The 15,141-nt window shown below is 54.6% G+C and carries 16 protein-coding genes; all 16 read left to right on the top strand.

Features of this window, described 5'->3' with window-relative positions; all coding sequences use genetic code 11:
* The first annotated feature begins 30 nt into the window (after window positions 1-30).
* Window positions 31-660 carry a 16S rRNA (guanine(527)-N(7))-methyltransferase RsmG gene (gene rsmG / locus CH74_RS17160; protein WP_048308767.1) on the top strand — a complete coding sequence of 210 codons (630 nt, stop codon included), beginning with the start codon at window positions 31-33 and terminating at the stop codon, window positions 658-660.
* A gap of 55 nt (window positions 661-715) precedes the next feature.
* A complete protein-coding gene (locus CH74_RS17155) occupies window positions 716-1,483 on the top strand; it encodes a ParA family protein (RefSeq protein WP_048308766.1) in 768 nt (255 codons plus the stop codon).
* 28 nt (window positions 1,484-1,511) lie between these two features.
* The gene (locus CH74_RS17150) at window positions 1,512-2,426 is read left to right on the top strand and encodes a ParB/RepB/Spo0J family partition protein (RefSeq protein ID WP_048308765.1); all 915 of its coding nucleotides are present in this window, start codon (window positions 1,512-1,514) and stop codon (window positions 2,424-2,426) included.
* A gap of 212 nt (window positions 2,427-2,638) precedes the next feature.
* Entirely contained in the window at window positions 2,639-3,037 is a 399-nt protein-coding gene (locus tag CH74_RS17145; RefSeq protein ID WP_048308764.1) for an ATP synthase subunit I, read from the top strand.
* A 15-nt stretch (window positions 3,038-3,052) separates the two neighbouring features.
* A complete protein-coding gene (gene atpB / locus CH74_RS17140; RefSeq protein ID WP_048308763.1) occupies window positions 3,053-3,919 on the top strand; it encodes a F0F1 ATP synthase subunit A in 867 nt (288 codons plus the stop codon).
* A gap of 59 nt (window positions 3,920-3,978) precedes the next feature.
* Window positions 3,979-4,227 (top strand): F0F1 ATP synthase subunit C, encoded by a 249-nt coding sequence (gene atpE, locus CH74_RS17135; RefSeq protein WP_011508579.1) that lies wholly within the window; start codon window positions 3,979-3,981, stop codon window positions 4,225-4,227.
* Between the two features lie 64 nt (window positions 4,228-4,291).
* Window positions 4,292-4,762, top strand: coding sequence for a F0F1 ATP synthase subunit B (locus CH74_RS17130; RefSeq protein WP_048308762.1), 471 nt, complete (start codon window positions 4,292-4,294; stop codon window positions 4,760-4,762).
* An 11-nt stretch (window positions 4,763-4,773) separates the two neighbouring features.
* The gene (locus CH74_RS17125) at window positions 4,774-5,313 is read left to right on the top strand and encodes a F0F1 ATP synthase subunit delta (RefSeq protein ID WP_048308761.1); all 540 of its coding nucleotides are present in this window, start codon (window positions 4,774-4,776) and stop codon (window positions 5,311-5,313) included.
* Window positions 5,314-5,329: 16 nt separating this feature from the next.
* Entirely contained in the window at window positions 5,330-6,874 is a 1,545-nt protein-coding gene (atpA, locus tag CH74_RS17120) for a F0F1 ATP synthase subunit alpha (RefSeq protein WP_048308760.1), read from the top strand.
* Between the two features lie 64 nt (window positions 6,875-6,938).
* Window positions 6,939-7,811 (top strand): F0F1 ATP synthase subunit gamma, encoded by an 873-nt coding sequence (atpG, locus tag CH74_RS17115; RefSeq protein ID WP_048308759.1) that lies wholly within the window; start codon window positions 6,939-6,941, stop codon window positions 7,809-7,811.
* A gap of 52 nt (window positions 7,812-7,863) precedes the next feature.
* Window positions 7,864-9,240 (top strand): F0F1 ATP synthase subunit beta, encoded by a 1,377-nt coding sequence (gene atpD / locus CH74_RS17110; RefSeq protein WP_048308758.1) that lies wholly within the window; start codon window positions 7,864-7,866, stop codon window positions 9,238-9,240.
* A gap of 26 nt (window positions 9,241-9,266) precedes the next feature.
* Window positions 9,267-9,695: a F0F1 ATP synthase subunit epsilon gene (locus CH74_RS17105; RefSeq protein ID WP_048308757.1), complete on the top strand. Its 429-nt coding sequence runs from the start codon at window positions 9,267-9,269 to the stop codon at window positions 9,693-9,695.
* 260 nt (window positions 9,696-9,955) lie between these two features.
* On the top strand, window positions 9,956-11,323 hold the full coding sequence (glmU, locus tag CH74_RS17100) for a bifunctional UDP-N-acetylglucosamine diphosphorylase/glucosamine-1-phosphate N-acetyltransferase GlmU (protein WP_048308756.1): 1,368 nt from the start codon (window positions 9,956-9,958) through the stop codon (window positions 11,321-11,323).
* Window positions 11,324-11,341: 18 nt separating this feature from the next.
* Complete coding sequence (glmS, locus tag CH74_RS17095) at window positions 11,342-13,177, top strand: glutamine--fructose-6-phosphate transaminase (isomerizing) (RefSeq protein ID WP_048308755.1); 1,836 nt, start codon at window positions 11,342-11,344, stop codon at window positions 13,175-13,177.
* Window positions 13,178-13,194: 17 nt separating this feature from the next.
* On the top strand, window positions 13,195-14,052 hold the full coding sequence (locus CH74_RS17090) for a DUF72 domain-containing protein (RefSeq protein WP_048308754.1): 858 nt from the start codon (window positions 13,195-13,197) through the stop codon (window positions 14,050-14,052).
* 164 nt (window positions 14,053-14,216) lie between these two features.
* Window positions 14,217-15,141, top strand: a 925-nt coding sequence (locus CH74_RS17085; protein ID WP_048308753.1) for a sodium-dependent transporter, incomplete at its 3' end; no start/stop codon positions are given.

Genomic DNA, 15,141 nt, shown 5'->3' with positions numbered 1-15,141 from the left:
TCTGCTCGACAATCGGCCTGCGAAGAGTGCATGAGCGCTAGTATCGATCGACAACTCGAAGAGGGGCTTGCCCAGCTGGGTATCGTTGCCGAAGAGCTTGCGCTGCAACGGCTTCTGGAACTGCTTGCGTTGTTGCACAAGTGGAACCGCGCCTATAACCTCACCGCGGTACGATCATTAGATGAGATGGTCATCAAGCATGTGCTTGATAGTGCTGCCGTGTTGCAGGCAGTCACTGGGCCACGGTTGCTGGATGTCGGGGCAGGCCCTGGTCTGCCGGGGCTGGTACTCGCCATTCTCAAGCCTGAGGTTGACGTAACTCTGCTCGACAGTAATGGCAAGAAGGTACGCTTTCAACGTCAGGCCATTCTCGAGTTGAAGTTGGGCAACGTCACCGCGGTCCAGCAGAGAGTGGAGCGGTTTGTCGCACCTGAATTCGATCAGGTGATCTCACGCGCCTTCGCCAGTTTGGCCGACTTCGTTCTCATGACGGATCCTTTGTTGAAACCGGATGGGGAGTGGTTGGCGATGAAAGGGCGTGTTAACGAAGACGAACTTGCCAGTCTGCCCGCATCGATTGTTTTGCGGGAGCAACAGGTTTTACAGGTGCCCGGTGATAGTGCGAATCGCCATTTATTAAGACTTGGGCGTACCGGTTAGAAGTGCGCGGCAAGAGTAAAGCAAGTCGGGATCAATGTCGGTAAGGGAGTCTTGCGTGACCAAAATCATTGCCTTGACCAATCAGAAAGGTGGCGTTGGCAAGACCACCACGACGGTCAATCTGGCAGCATGCCTTGCGGCACTCGATCGCCGTGTATTGCTTATCGATCTTGATCCGCAAGGGCATGCCACCATGGGCAGCGGCATCGACAAGCACGAACTCGATGGAAGCGTGCTTGATGTACTTCTTGGGGAGAAGCCGGCGGCAGAGGTGATTCTCGATTGCCCCGATGCCGGCTATGCGCTGCTACCGGGCAACGCTGACCTCACTGCCGCCGAGGTCGATCTGCTCGATCGAGAAGGCCGTGAGCGCTGTCTGCACGAGTCCATCAAGAATGTTGCCAGCGAGTACGATGTCGTGCTGATCGACTGTCCACCTTCACTGAACATGCTTACCGTCAATGGCTTGACTGCTGCGGACGGGGTCTTGATTCCACTTCAGTGCGAGTTCTACGCATTGGAAGGACTGTCCGCACTGCTTGATACCGTGGAGCAGATTCAAGCCAGCGTGAACCCAGCGCTTCAAGTCTTTGGTATCGTGCGTACCATGTTCGATAACCGAAATAGCTTGACCCGGGATGTCAGCAAGCAGCTGCGGGATTACTTCGGCGATACCCTGCTCAAGACCACGATTCCGCGCAACGTGCGAGTGGCAGAAGCGCCAAGCCATGGCTTACCGGTGACCAAGTATGCCCGTTTTTCCAGGGGCAGCCAGGCACATCGGGTATTGGCCAAGGAACTGATTCGTCGTCTTTCGTTATGATGTCGAAAACCGCATTGAAGGAATGCTCATGACTCGTAAACGCGCACTGGGCCGAGGCCTGGACGCCTTGATTGGCGCCAACGCCCGCCGTCGCGACCTGCTTGATGCGGATGGTCAGATGGATACATCGCAGAGTGTCGAGCAGACCCTGGACGTCTCTGAGCAAAACGAACGTCTGTTACGCTTGCCTCTTGGCCAGCTTGTTCGCGGCAAGTATCAGCCACGCCGCGAGATACAGCCCGAGGCGCTGGAAGAACTGACCGATTCGATTCGTGCCCAAGGCGTCATGCAGCCGATAGTGGTGCGTCCGATCGGTGAAGATCGATACGAAATCGTGGCCGGCGAACGGCGTTGGCGAGCGGCTCAGCTTGCCGAACTCGATACCATTCCTGCCGTCGTGCGTGACATCAGCGACCAGAGCGCACTGGCGCTAGCCCTGATCGAAAACATTCAACGAGAGAATCTCAATCCGGTCGAAGAGGCAGCAGCTCTCAAGCGGTTACTCGATGAGTTCGAGCTGACCCAACAGCAGGTCGCGGATGCGGTAGGCAAGTCCCGGACTCAAGTTACCAATTTGCTGCGTCTATTGGCGTTGGATCCCGAGGTACAGACGCTGCTAGAGCGTGGCGATCTGGATATGGGACATGCCCGGGCACTACTGGTACTGACTGCGGCAAAACAGCGCAAGGCAGCCCATGAAGTAGTCAACAAGGACCTTACCGTACGTCAGACCGAAACACTCGTAAAACAGCTTCAAGAAGGCAAACCTGCAGCCAAGAAGCAAGCACAGCCATCGTCCGATGTAACCCGACTGGAAAACCAGTTAGGTGAACTACTAGGCGCTCCAGTGCGCATACAGCATGGCCGCAGTGGCAAGGGACGAGTCACCATTCGCTACGCAAGTCTCGATGAGCTGGACGGTATCCTGGGCCACATCAAATGACATTTAGCAAAGCACTATTGATGAAAATTAATTTAGCTTGAGAACGTTTTTACCTGACATCCGTTGCCCTTTGGTCGTAAGTTCTCAATAGTTCGCGTGATTTAGTCCATGTTCGGTTGAAGGCTCAACGGGGCTTCCCTATAATCCGCCGAGGTCTAGCACTGGCGGCTCCACAAGCGAACGAGATTCGTGGAGTACAAGAGATACGACACATGCATCCTTCTGTACCGGCCCGACTCAAGCGCCCTCGATTCATGCGTCTTCTGCTTGTTCAGCTAGGTTTCATCGTATTTACGATGGCTATCTGTGCAGTTGCTGCCGGAGCAGCAGCAGCAATCTCAGCGTTACTCGGTGGTCTGGTGTGCTGGTTGCCTAATGTTTACTTCGCTTGGCGCACCTTTCGTTATCAGGGAGCGCAGTTTGCACAGAATATCGTCAAGAGCTTCTATCGTGCTGAAGCCGGTAAGTTTGTTTTGACGGCGGCACTGTTCACGCTGGTGTTCGTGACAGTGCCGCCCTCAAATCCCGCTTTCTTCTTTGGCGCTTATGTGGCGACATTGTTCACTCAGTGGTTGGGGCCCTGGCTACTGCGTGAACCTCAGGCCACCTGATATCGAGGCTATGCAATGGCAGGCAGTAATCTGACGACGACGGAGTATATCCAGCATCACCTGCAGAACCTCACTTTTGGCCATCATCCCGACAATGGGTGGTCGATTGCTCACTCCGCTACCGAAGCGGCTGATATGGGATTCTGGGCCATTCATCTCGATACAATGGGCTGGTCGATCGGTTTAGGCATTCTTTTTTTATGGATCTTTCGCAAGGCTGCGAAGACCGCTACCACCGGCGTGCCAAGCGGTTTGCAGAATTTCGTCGAATTGATGGTCGAGTTCGTCGACAATTCGGTGAAGGAGACCTTCCATGGCAAGAGCAGGCTGATTGCGCCTCTGTCATTGACGATCTTTTGCTGGATTTTTCTGATGAATCTGATGGACCTAGTGCCGGTAGACTTTTTACCCATGCTGGCGCAAAAGATCGGTGTATTGGTATTCAATGCCGACCCAGCCCACGTCTACTTCAAGGTCGTGTCCACTACTGATGTCAACGCCACGCTTGGGATGTCGCTTGCGGTATTTGCACTGATCATTTTCTATGCGATTCGCACCAAGGGGGTATCCGGTTTTATTGGCGAATTGACGCTGCATCCCTTCAATGCACCCAGCAAGATTGCCATGATATTCCTGATTCCGGTCAACCTGCTGCTCGAGCTGGTGACTCTGCTCGCCAAGCCGGTATCACTGGCGCTTCGTCTATTCGGTAACCTCTACGCCGGTGAGCTGATCTTCATTCTGATCGCGGCAATAGGTCTATGGCAGCTGCCACTGCACTTCGCGTGGGCTGTATTTCACCTTTTGATCATCACGCTACAGGCATTCATTTTCATGATGCTGACGATCGTCTACCTGAGCATGGCGACAGAAGAACACTGATAGTTGTAAACCCGTAATCTCTGACCGTTAAACCACTTGAACCTAAACTGGAGTAAACCATGGAAGCACAAGTTCTGGGCATGACCGCCATCGCCGTGTCTCTGCTGATTGGTCTGGGTGCGTTGGGCACCGCCATCGGCTTCGGTATCCTTGGCGGCAAATTCCTGGAAGGCGCTGCGCGTCAGCCGGAAATGATCCCGCAGCTGCAGGTTAAGATGTTCATCGTTGCTGGCCTGCTTGACGCCGTGACCATGATCGGTGTGGGTATCGCACTGTTCTTCACCTTCGCCAACCCGTTTGTCGGTTAACTCGCGGCCGGTCGGTGCGACCCCGTGACTCTAACCCTAAAACTGTGAAGCGAGAGGTGCTGGCGTGAATCTGAACCTTACCCTGATCGGTCAGGCCATTGCCTTCGCGGTCTTTGTCTGGTTCTGCATGAAGTATGTATGGCCTCCGGTCATGCAGGCTCTGCAGGAACGCCAGAAAAAGATTGCTGATGGCCTGGATGCTGCCAGCCGTGCTAATCGTGACCTCGAAATGGCTCAAGAACAGGCCGACGAGACGTTGCGCGAAAGCAAGGGGCAGGCAGCGGAAATTCTTGAACAAGCCCATAAGCGTTCGAACCAGATGGTCGAAGAGGCGCGCGATAACGCACGCCAGGAAGGCGAACGCATGATTGCCAACGCTCGTACTGAAATAGAGCAGGAAATCAATCGCGCCAAGGAAGAGTTGCGTGCGCAAGTTGCGCGACTCGCCATCGAGGGGGCCGAGCGTATCCTGGAATCCTCCATCGACGAGAAAAAGCATCGTGAACTCGTCGACAAGCTTGCCACCGAGCTTTGAGGAGGTGATCCATGGCTGAAACGTCTACCGTTGCCCGACCTTATGCCAAGGCGGCATTTGAACTAGCCCAGTCCAAGAAAAAACTCGCGGCCTGGTCCGATATGCTGAAATTGATGGCTCAAGTGGCCGCCAACGACGACATGCAGACCAGTATTCTGGGCAATCCTCGACTATCCGACGAGGAAAAGGCAGATGCGGTCATTGATGTATGTGGCAAGGCATTGGACGAAGAGGGACGCAATTTAGTGCGGACCCTCGCGCAAAGAAATCGTTTGATGGCACTGCCGGACATCGCTGAGCAATTCGAACTGCTCAAGGCCCAGCAGGAGAAGCGCATGGATGTCACCATCGTTTCCGCCTTTCCGCTGGACGACAAGCAGGAAGACAAGCTCGCGAGTGCTCTGGCCAAGCGCCTGAATCGCGAAATCTCCATTACCACTCAGGTGGATAGCGCCCTGCTGGGCGGCGTCATCCTGCGTGCCGGCGATACCGTCATCGACGGCTCGGTACGCGGTCGATTGGCCCGTCTACGCGATGCGCTTTCCGTCTGAGCTTGAGGGACACGGCATGCAGCAATTAAATCCTTCCGAGATCAGCGACATCATCAAACAGCGTATCGAAAAGCTGGATGTTGCCTCCGAAGCCCGTAATCAAGGCACCATCGTCAGCGTCTTCGACGGCATCGTACAGATTCATGGTCTGGCAGATGCGATGTTTGGTGAGATGATCGAATTTCCCAACGGTATCTTCGGTATGGTGCTCAACCTTGAGCGCGATAGCGTCGGTGCCGTTGTGCTTGGCGACTATCAACAGCTCGAAGAGGGCATGACCGCTCAGTGTACCGGGCGCATCCTTGAGGTGCCGGTAGGTCCCGAGCTGACGGGGCGTGTGGTTGATGCTCTGGGTAGCCCCATCGATGGCAAAGGTGACATCAATGCCAAGCTGACGGATGCGGTAGAAAAGGTGGCCCCGGGTGTCATCACCCGACAGTCCGTCGATCAGCCGATCCAGACCGGTTTCAAGTCCATTGATGCCATGGTCCCGATTGGTCGCGGTCAGCGTGAGTTGATCATCGGCGATCGCCAGATCGGTAAGTCCGCCATCGCAATCGATGCCATCATCAATCAGAAAGGCAAGAACGTTACCTGTATTTATGTGGCGGTGGGCCAGAAGCAGTCGACCATCGCAAGCGTTGTGCGCAAACTCGAAGAACACGGCGCCATGGAGCACACCATCGTGGTTGCCGCAGGTGCCGCGGATCCGGCTGCCATGCAGTTTCTGGCGCCTTATTCCGGCTGCACCATGGGCGAGTATTATCGCGACCGTGGTCAGGATGCGTTGATCATTTACGACGATTTGACCAAGCAGGCTTGGGCCTATCGCCAGATATCCCTGCTGCTCAAGCGTCCTCCGGGCCGGGAAGCCTATCCGGGTGATGTCTTCTATCTTCACTCGCGTTTGCTTGAGCGGGCTGCTCGAGTCAATGCCGACTACGTGGAAAAATTCACCGACGGCGAAGTCACCGGTAAGACTGGCTCCCTGACGGCACTGCCGATGATCGAAACTCAAGGCGGTGATGTGTCGGCCTTCGTACCCACTAACGTGATTTCGATCACCGACGGTCAGATCTTCCTTGAGACGAGTATGTTCAACTCAGGGATTCGTCCGGCAATCAACGCTGGTCTGTCGGTTTCTCGTGTCGGTGGCTCCGCCCAGACCAAGATTATCAAGAAGCTTGGTGGTGGCGTACGTCTGGCGCTAGCTCAGTATCGTGAGCTGGCGGCATTCTCCCAGTTTGCCTCGGATCTCGATGAAGCGACGCGTAAGCAGCTCGAGCACGGTCAGCGTGTTACCGAACTGATGAAACAGAAGCAGTATTCGCCGATGTCCTTGGCGGAGATGGCGCTGTCGCTGTTTGCTGCCAACGAGGGCTTTCTGGACGACGTCGAAGTCGACAAGGTACTTGATTTCGAAGCGGCCCTGCATGACTACATGAAGTCGGAGCATAGTGAGCTGCTTGACAAGATCAACGAATCCGGCGACTACAACGACGAGATCAAGGACGGTCTCAAGTCCGGTCTCGAGAAATTCAAGAGCACTCAGTCCTGGTAAACGTTACTGGTCCGGCTTTCCGGGCCAGTAATTTCTCTGAGTGTCATGAATGAGGTAGATCGCAATGGCAGCGGCAAAAGAGATTCGCTCTCAAATAGGGAGCATCAAAAATACCCAGAAGATTACCAGTGCCATGGAAATGGTGGCTGCATCGAAGATGCGCAAAGCGCAGGAGCGGATGGCGGCAAGCCAACCCTATGCCAAGCAAATTCGTCATGTGGTGAGCCATATCGCTAAGGCCAATCCTGAGTATCGCCATGATTACATGATCGAACGGGAGGTCAAACGGGTAGGCTACATCGTCGTTTCCAGCGACCGTGGTCTAGCCGGGGGCTTGAACGTTAATCTGTTCAAGACGGTGCTCAAGGAAACCCGACAATGGCGCGACAAAGGTGTCGAACTTAGTTTCGTTGCCATAGGCAGCAAAGCAGGCACCTTTTTCCGCAACTACGGCGGTAATCTCATGGCGGCCAAGAGCAACATAGGCGAAGCGCCAGAGACCAAGGACCTGATTGGTAGCGTCAAAGTCATGCTGGATGCCTATGACGAAGGTGAGCTGGATCGTCTATACGTGGTGTACAACGAGTTCGTCAACACCATGACTCAGAAGCCCATCGCTCGTCAGCTGGTACCTCTGGTCGCTATGAAAGAGGAAGACGACGAAGAGACGCGGTCCAGTAGCTGGGACTATCTATATGAGCCGGACGCCAAGGAGCTGCTCGATAGGCTGTTGATACGCTATATCGAATCTCAGGTTTATCAGGCGGTGGTTGAGAATGCAGCGTGCGAGCAGGCAGCGCGGATGATCGCGATGAAGAACGCAACGGATAACGCCGGCGACCTGATTGACGATCTGCAGCTGGTTTATAACAAGGCCCGCCAGGCAGCCATTACCCAGGAAATCTCCGAGATCGTGAGCGGGGCCGCCGCGGTCTGAGTCCTGATAAGGCCAAGCAGGTTTCATTTGCAGGTATTTAAGAGGAACCAAGATGAGCGGACGTATCGTACAAATCATCGGCGCGGTGATTGACGTAGAGTTTCCGCGGGACGAAGTGCCCAAGGTCTACGACGCGCTTAAGGTCTCGGAAGCCGGGACCGTTCTCGAGGTCCAGCAGCAGCTGGGCGATGGCGTGGTGCGAGCCATTGCCATGGGCTCTACCGAAGGCTTGAAGCGTGGCTTCGAGGTGGAGAATACCGGTGCTGCCATTTCCGTTCCAGTGGGTAAGGAAACGCTGGGCCGGATCATGAACGTACTCGGCGAGCCGATCGACGAGGCGGGCGAGATCGGCGAGCAGGAACGTATGCCGATTCACCGTAAAGCGCCAAGCTATGCCGAACAGGCAGCCTCCAACGAGCTGCTGGAAACCGGTATCAAGGTCATCGATCTGGTCTGCCCGTTCGCCAAGGGCGGTAAGGTTGGCTTGTTTGGTGGCGCGGGCGTTGGCAAAACCGTCAACATGATGGAGCTGATCCGTAATATCGCGACGGAACACAGCGGCTACTCGGTGTTTGCCGGGGTCGGTGAGCGTACCCGTGAAGGGAATGACTTCTATTATGAGATGAAGGAGTCTGACGTTCTCGACAAGGTATCGTTGGTTTACGGCCAGATGAACGAGCCGCCGGGCAACCGCCTGCGCGTGGCACTGACCGGTCTCACCGTCGCCGAGAAGTTCCGTGACGATGGGCGTGACGTGTTGTTGTTCGTCGATAACATCTACCGCTATACCCTGGCGGGCACCGAAGTCTCGGCACTGTTGGGACGTATGCCTTCCGCGGTAGGCTATCAGCCGACCTTGGCCGAAGAGATGGGGGTATTGCAGGAGCGTATCACCTCGACCAAGACTGGATCGATCACTTCCGTGCAAGCGGTGTATGTTCCGGCGGACGATCTGACCGACCCATCACCGGCGACCACTTTTGCTCACTTGGACGCTACGGTTGTATTGGCGCGCTCTATTGCGGAGCTCGGGATCTATCCAGCCATCGATCCGCTAGATTCCACCTCGCGTCAGCTCGATCCGCTTACCGTGGGCGATGAACACTACGAGACTGCTCGTGGCGTGCAGAACGTGTTGCAGCGCTACAAAGAACTCAAGGACATCATCGCAATTCTAGGTATGGACGAGCTCTCCGACGAAGACAAGATGTCGGTGAACCGGGCGCGTAAGATTCAGCGCTTCCTTTCCCAGCCGTTCTTCGTTGCCGAAGTGTTCACCGGTTCACCAGGCAAGTACGTATCCCTCAAGGACACCATCCGTGGTTTCCAGGGCATCCTGAACGGTGAATACGATGAGTTGCCGGAACAGGCTTTCTACATGGTTGGTACCATCGACGAAGCCGTCGAGAAAGCCAACAACATGAAGTGAAGCCGTTCATGTTAGAGGATTAAGGTATGGCGAACAGCTTCCAATGCGAGATCGTCAGCGCCGAACAGTCGATCTTCTCTGGCGAAATCACTCAACTTGTCGCAGCTGGCAAGGTGGGAGATCTGGGAATTCTTCCTGGCCACGCGCCCTTGATGACCGAACTGCAACCGGGCCCGCTGCGGGTGATGCGTGAAAACGGTGACGAGGAAATTTACTATGTCACCGGTGGTTTTCTTGAGGTACAGCCGAAAATAATATCGGTACTGGCAGATACTGCCACGCGGGCAGATGATCTTGATGAGGTCGAAGCCGAAGAGGCCCGCAAGGAAGCCCTGCGTTCGATCAACGAGCAGCATTCAGAGATGGACTATTCTCGTGCTGCAGTAGAACTGGCGGAAGCGGTTGCTCAATTGCGTACCCTTGAACAGTTACGCAAAAAGGGCGGACGAGGCTAGCTCTGCCTCTATAATCGGTACTAGAAAAGATGCCTCAGAGAGTAAAACTCTCTGGGGCATTTTTTTGTTGGAATTACTAGGTTAATAGTCTGAACGTGCATGATTAGGAAGTTAAGAGTGTAGCTTTTCCGATTCAAATGTAATTTAATGTAAGCAACTGAGTTTTATCACGCATTGGTCTAGACGAGGCTTATACATTGGTATGCGCTTCCTTGGGACCCTAGAATGAACGCGATCAAAGAAACGGTTAAAGGATGAGCATGACGCTTGATATTGTAATTCTGGCAGCGGGACAAGGCACCCGCATGCGCTCGAAAAAACCCAAGGTATTGCATGAATTGGCGGGTAAGCCGATGGTGCGCCATGTAATCGATACCGCAGCGGATCTTGGTGCTAGCCGATTGCATGTAGTGGTTGGCCACGGCGGTGATCAGGTCCGCGAAAGCCTTGCGGGCTATCCGGTGGAATTTGCGTTACAGACCGAACAGAAGGGCACTGGTCATGCTGTGGCTCAGGCGATGGATAAGCTTGCGGATGGCAAGGTACTGGTGCTCTATGGCGATGTACCGTTGATTCGTCGCGAGACCCTTGCAGCGCTGCTCGATGAGGTGAATGAACAGCGTATGGCACTGTTGACCGTGACCCTGGACGATCCTGCAGGCTATGGCCGTATCAAGCGTGACAGTGAAGGTCGTGCCGTAGCGATCGTCGAACACAAGGACGCCTCCGAGGCAGAGCGTGCCATTACAGAATGCAATACCGGCATCATGGCGATGACGGCCGAGCAGCTACGCCGCTGGCTACCTCAGCTTTCTGCCGAGAATGTACAGGGCGAATACTATCTCACCGACGTAATTGCCATGGCAGCTGCAGAAGGCGTCACCATTGCCAGTGCACAGCCGGCCACTCCCGTAGAGGTAGAAGGCGTCAATAATAGAGCGCAATTGGCCCATCTCGAACGCGCTTTTCAATTTGAGGAAGCAATTCGTCTCATGACCGACGGCGTAGCTTTGGCGGATCCGGCGCGCCTGGACGTACGGGGCAGCCTTCGCTGTGGTCATGATGTCGAGATCGATGTGGGCTGTGTATTTGAAGGCGAGGTAGAACTCGCAGACGGCGTGCGAGTAGGTCCCTACTGTGTGATTCGCAATAGCCGGATTGGAACCGCTAGCGTGATAGAGGCGCATAGTGTGCTGGACGGCGCCGTAATCGAAGGAAAGAGTCAGATAGGCCCATTCGCAAGGTTAAGACCCGGAACACGTTTAGCCCAAGGCGCCAAGATCGGCAATTTCGTTGAAACCAAGAACGCCATACTTGGTGAAGGCGCCAAGATCAATCATCTCAGTTACGTTGGGGATGCCCGTCTGGGACAAGAGGTCAATGTCGGGGCCGGAACCATTACCTGTAACTACGATGGTGCCAACAAGCATCTAACCGAAATAGGGAGCCGTGCTTTTATTGGTTCCAATACGGCGCTAGTGGCACCCGTCAAGGTGGGAGAAGGCGCTACCATTGGTGCTGGTTCTACCATAAGCAAGGACGTGGAAGCAGGCACCCTGGCGTTAACTCGTGGGCGTCAGATGAGCAAACAGAATTGGCAGCGTCCCCAAAAAAACCCTAAGCAATAACATGAAGGAGTCAGCACGATGTGTGGAATCGTCGGAGCAGTAGCCGGGCGTAACGTTCAGGGAATCCTGCTGGAAGGATTGAAGCGTTTGGAATATCGCGGCTACGACTCCGCCGGTATGGCGATCGTGTCTGAAGACGCACGGCTAAATCGCCAGCGCGCGGTGGGGAAGGTCGCAATGCTCGAAGAGCGCCTGGTCGAAGCACCTCTCGTTGGCCAGGTAGGTATTGCTCATACCCGTTGGGCCACTCATGGTCGACCCAGTGAGCAAAACGCTCATCCGCATCAATCCGGTGAGAGCCTGGCGGTAGTTCACAACGGAATTATCGAGAATTACGAATCTCTACGGGATGAGCTGGAAGGTCAGGGATACGTATTTACCTCGGAGACCGATACCGAAGTCGTTGCACATCTATTATCCCGTGAATTCACGCTATCTCAGGACCTTCTAAGCGCGGTACGCAGTGCCATAGCGCTGTTGGAGGGTGCCTACGCGCTGGCAGTCATGCACAAAGCCGAACCAGATACCATCATAGGCGCACGCAAGGGCAGCCCGCTGGTGGTCGGAGTCGGTATCGAAGAGGCGTTTCTTGCCTCTGACCCTCTCGCGCTACTGCAGGTTACCGATCGCTTCGTCTATTTGCAGGAAGGTGATCTGGTACGTCTATCCAAAGGTGGCGATATCACTGTTTTCGACACTACCGGTGAGCCACAGACACGGCCGATACAGATCTTCGAGCATGGCGACGGCGCTGCTTCCAAAGGAAACTATCGTCACTTCATGCTCAAGGAAATTCATGAGCAATCTCACATGATTGCTGCCACCCTTGAAGGGCGTCTCTCCGAGCGTCATGTATTGGTCAATAGCTTTGGAACCGAAGCCGAGGCCCTATTCGCCAAGGTCAAGCAAATCCACATCATCGCTTGTGGTACCAGCTATCATGCCGGCATGGTGGCGCGTTACTGGTTGGAAAAATACGCCGGTGTGCCCACCCAGGTCGAGGTGGCTTCAGAATATCGTTATCGGCAGGTGGTGGTCCCGGAAGGTACTTTATTCGTCACGCTGTCCCAGTCCGGGGAGACTGCGGATACTCTTGCAGCCCTGCGTTTTGCCAAGGATAGTGGTTATATCGGTAGCTTGGCCATCTGTAACGTCCCCGGTAGTTCGCTGGTGCGTGAATCCGATCTGACATTGATGACTCAGGCTGGACCCGAAATTGGCGTCGCCTCCACCAAGGCTTTTACCACCCAATTGACCGCATTGATGCTGCTGACCCTAGGTCTAGGGCATGTGCGCGGCATGGACGAGGAAGACGAGGCACGAATCGTCCAGGCACTGCGCTCATTACCTCGTCTAGTCACGCAAGTGTTGACGCTGGATAGTGATATCGAAGCGTTGTCCATGGAGTTTGCCGAAAAGCATCATGCGTTGTTCCTGGGCCGTGGTGCGCATTTCCCGATTGCACTTGAAGGCGCATTGAAACTCAAGGAGATTTCCTATATTCATGCTGAAGCCTATCCTGCCGGCGAACTCAAGCATGGTCCGCTAGCATTGGTTGACAGCGAAATGCCAGTCATCTCCGTTGCGCCGAACGATGAACTGCTCGATAAGCTCAAGTCCAATCTTCAGGAAGTGCGTGCTAGAGGGGGTGAGCTCTTTGTCTTTGCCGATGAGCAAGTCAATATCAAGGAAAGCGAAGGGGTTCGAGTCTTGCGTCTTCCCCACGTCGACGACGCCCTTGCGCCGATCCTATATACCCTGCCGTTGCAGCTGCTTTCCTATCATGTGGCGGTACTCAAGGGCACCGATGTCGATCAGCCGCGTAATTTGGCCAAGTCGGTGACCGTCGAATAATCATCGAACGGGGCTGAATGAAAACACTGCATCTTGGCCTGCCCATGTGGGCCAATAGCGACTGGCGTGGCGGGCTTTATGCCCGCCATACGCCGTCGGAGACATTTCTCGAGGAGTACGCTCGGGTCTTCCCCTGTGTTGAAGGCAATACCACCTTTTATAGCGGTGCTCCGCGTGAAGAGGTCGTTCTGGCCTGGGCCCGCCAGGCGCCCAAAGATTTTCGTTTCTGCTTCAAACTGCCCGCTCGTTTGACCCATGACAAGCGATTGGTAGGGATCGAGGATGAATTCGACGATTTCATTGCCCGTTTATCGCCGCTGCATGACCGGTTGGGTCCAATAATGATTCAGCTGCCCCGAGATTTCGGATACGGCGAGTTGCCTAATTTGTCTGTGTTACTCGAACGCTGGCCCAGCACGGTTCCCTGTGCCGTCGAGGTGCGCGCCAGTGAATTTTTCCACAAAGGAGATGCAGAACAGCAACTCAACCGCTTGTTGATAACTTATCGAGTCGATCGTATCATGCTCGATGTTCGAGCACTGTTCTCGACACAAGCCAATGGCGATTCGAGGCTTCTCAAGGCGCAGGGTGAAAAGCCCAAACGCCCATTGCACGTGCTTTCCACGGCAAGTTCACCGATCGTTCGATTTATTGGGCATCTTGACAAAACGATAAATGAACGCTACTTCGACCCATGGGTGGAATGCTTTTCCCTGTGGATAAAACAGGGGAAAACCCCTTTCTTATTTGTGCATACTCCAGACAATCGTCAGGCGCCTCAGCTGGCACGACACTTTCATTCATTGCTCTCTCGAGTAAAAGCGTTACCTAATCTTCCTGACTTTCCTGGTGAACGACAAACATCGCTTTTTTGACGCTTCGCACTGCCAATGCATCGTTTCAGACTGGTCATCGGACTCATCATCGGATAGTTTTGTCATGAACTTATGTCCGTGCGCCCCATAGCACGAGTCAACAACAATACGATACGTCGCTTTTTCCAAACGAGCAGTGACGTCATGCGACATCAAGGTACAACATGGCAAAAATAACCCACGCGCAGTGGTCTTCCAAGCTGACGTTCATTCTGGCGGCGACCGGCTCTGCGGTCGGTCTGGGCAATATCTGGAAATTTCCGTACATGGTGGGCGAAAGCGGCGGTGCCGCGTTCGTTCTTGTCTATCTGATCTGTATCGCACTGGTTGGTTTGCCTATTTTGGTTGCTGAATGGCTGTTGGGAAGGCGCGGCCAGAAAAACCCTATCAACACTATGGCAGACATGGCCAGACAGGAAGGGCGAAGCCAGGCCTGGACCGTGGTGGGCATCAGCGGTGTGCTAGGGGCTTTTATCATCCTGTCGTTTTACAGCGTGATCGGAGGCTGGTCCCTCTCCTATACGCTAAGTTCCGTTACTGGGGATTTCAGCGGTCAAAATGCGGATGCCATTGGTGAACTGTTCAACGGCCTACTGGCCGACTCAAGCACGCTGCTGCTATGGCATTCGATATTCATGGTGCTGGTCATCGGTATCGTTGCTCGAGGTGTTAAAGCGGGTCTTGAGGGCGCCGTGCGCACGTTGATGCCAGCCTTGGGTATCATCCTCGTGGTGCTGGTGGGCTATGGCCTGTTCTCGGGGCACTTCGGTGAGGCGATAAGTTTCATGTTCAACCCGGATTGGAGCGCGCTTGGGGGCGATGTAGTACTGGCCGCCATGGGACAGGCATTCTTCACGTTGTCTCTCGGGATGGGCATCATGATGGCCTACGGCTCTTATCTGGGTGCAGAGGTCAACTTGCTCAGTACAGCCCGTACCGTCATCATTCTGGATACAGTGTTTGCGTTGGTGGCAGGGCTGGCAATCTTCCCGATCGTATTTGCCAACGGACTCGACCCGAGTTCTGGCCCTGGTTTGATCTTTGTCACCTTGCCCTTGGCCTTTGGCAACATGACCGGTGGCGTCACTC

The organism is Halomonas sp. PR-M31, from assembly GCF_001039575.1.
Classification (GTDB): domain Bacteria; phylum Pseudomonadota; class Gammaproteobacteria; order Pseudomonadales; family Halomonadaceae; genus Modicisalibacter.
This window is presented reverse-complemented; position numbering and strand designations above follow the sequence as displayed.

Bases quoted from the DNA above. Each gene is read 5' to 3' on its own strand.
- CH74_RS17150 (WP_048308765.1), top strand. From the start codon at position 1,512: ATGACTCGTAAACGCGCACTGGGCCGAGGCCTGGACGCCTTGATTGGC.
- atpE (WP_011508579.1), top strand. From the start codon at position 3,979: ATGGAAGCACAAGTTCTGGGCATGACCGCCATCGCCGTGTCTCTGCTG.
- CH74_RS17145 (WP_048308764.1), top strand. From the start codon at position 2,639: ATGCATCCTTCTGTACCGGCCCGACTCAAGCGCCCTCGATTCATGCGT.
- CH74_RS17125 (WP_048308761.1), top strand. From the start codon at position 4,774: ATGGCTGAAACGTCTACCGTTGCCCGACCTTATGCCAAGGCGGCATTT.
- CH74_RS17090 (WP_048308754.1), top strand. From the start codon at position 13,195: ATGAAAACACTGCATCTTGGCCTGCCCATGTGGGCCAATAGCGACTGG.
- glmS (WP_048308755.1), top strand. From the start codon at position 11,342: ATGTGTGGAATCGTCGGAGCAGTAGCCGGGCGTAACGTTCAGGGAATC.
- glmU (WP_048308756.1), top strand. From the start codon at position 9,956: ATGACGCTTGATATTGTAATTCTGGCAGCGGGACAAGGCACCCGCATG.
- atpD (WP_048308758.1), top strand. From the start codon at position 7,864: ATGAGCGGACGTATCGTACAAATCATCGGCGCGGTGATTGACGTAGAG.
- atpA (WP_048308760.1), top strand. From the start codon at position 5,330: ATGCAGCAATTAAATCCTTCCGAGATCAGCGACATCATCAAACAGCGT.
- CH74_RS17105 (WP_048308757.1), top strand. From the start codon at position 9,267: ATGGCGAACAGCTTCCAATGCGAGATCGTCAGCGCCGAACAGTCGATC.
- atpG (WP_048308759.1), top strand. From the start codon at position 6,939: ATGGCAGCGGCAAAAGAGATTCGCTCTCAAATAGGGAGCATCAAAAAT.
- atpB (WP_048308763.1), top strand. From the start codon at position 3,053: ATGGCAGGCAGTAATCTGACGACGACGGAGTATATCCAGCATCACCTG.
- rsmG (WP_048308767.1), top strand. From the start codon at position 31: ATGAGCGCTAGTATCGATCGACAACTCGAAGAGGGGCTTGCCCAGCTG.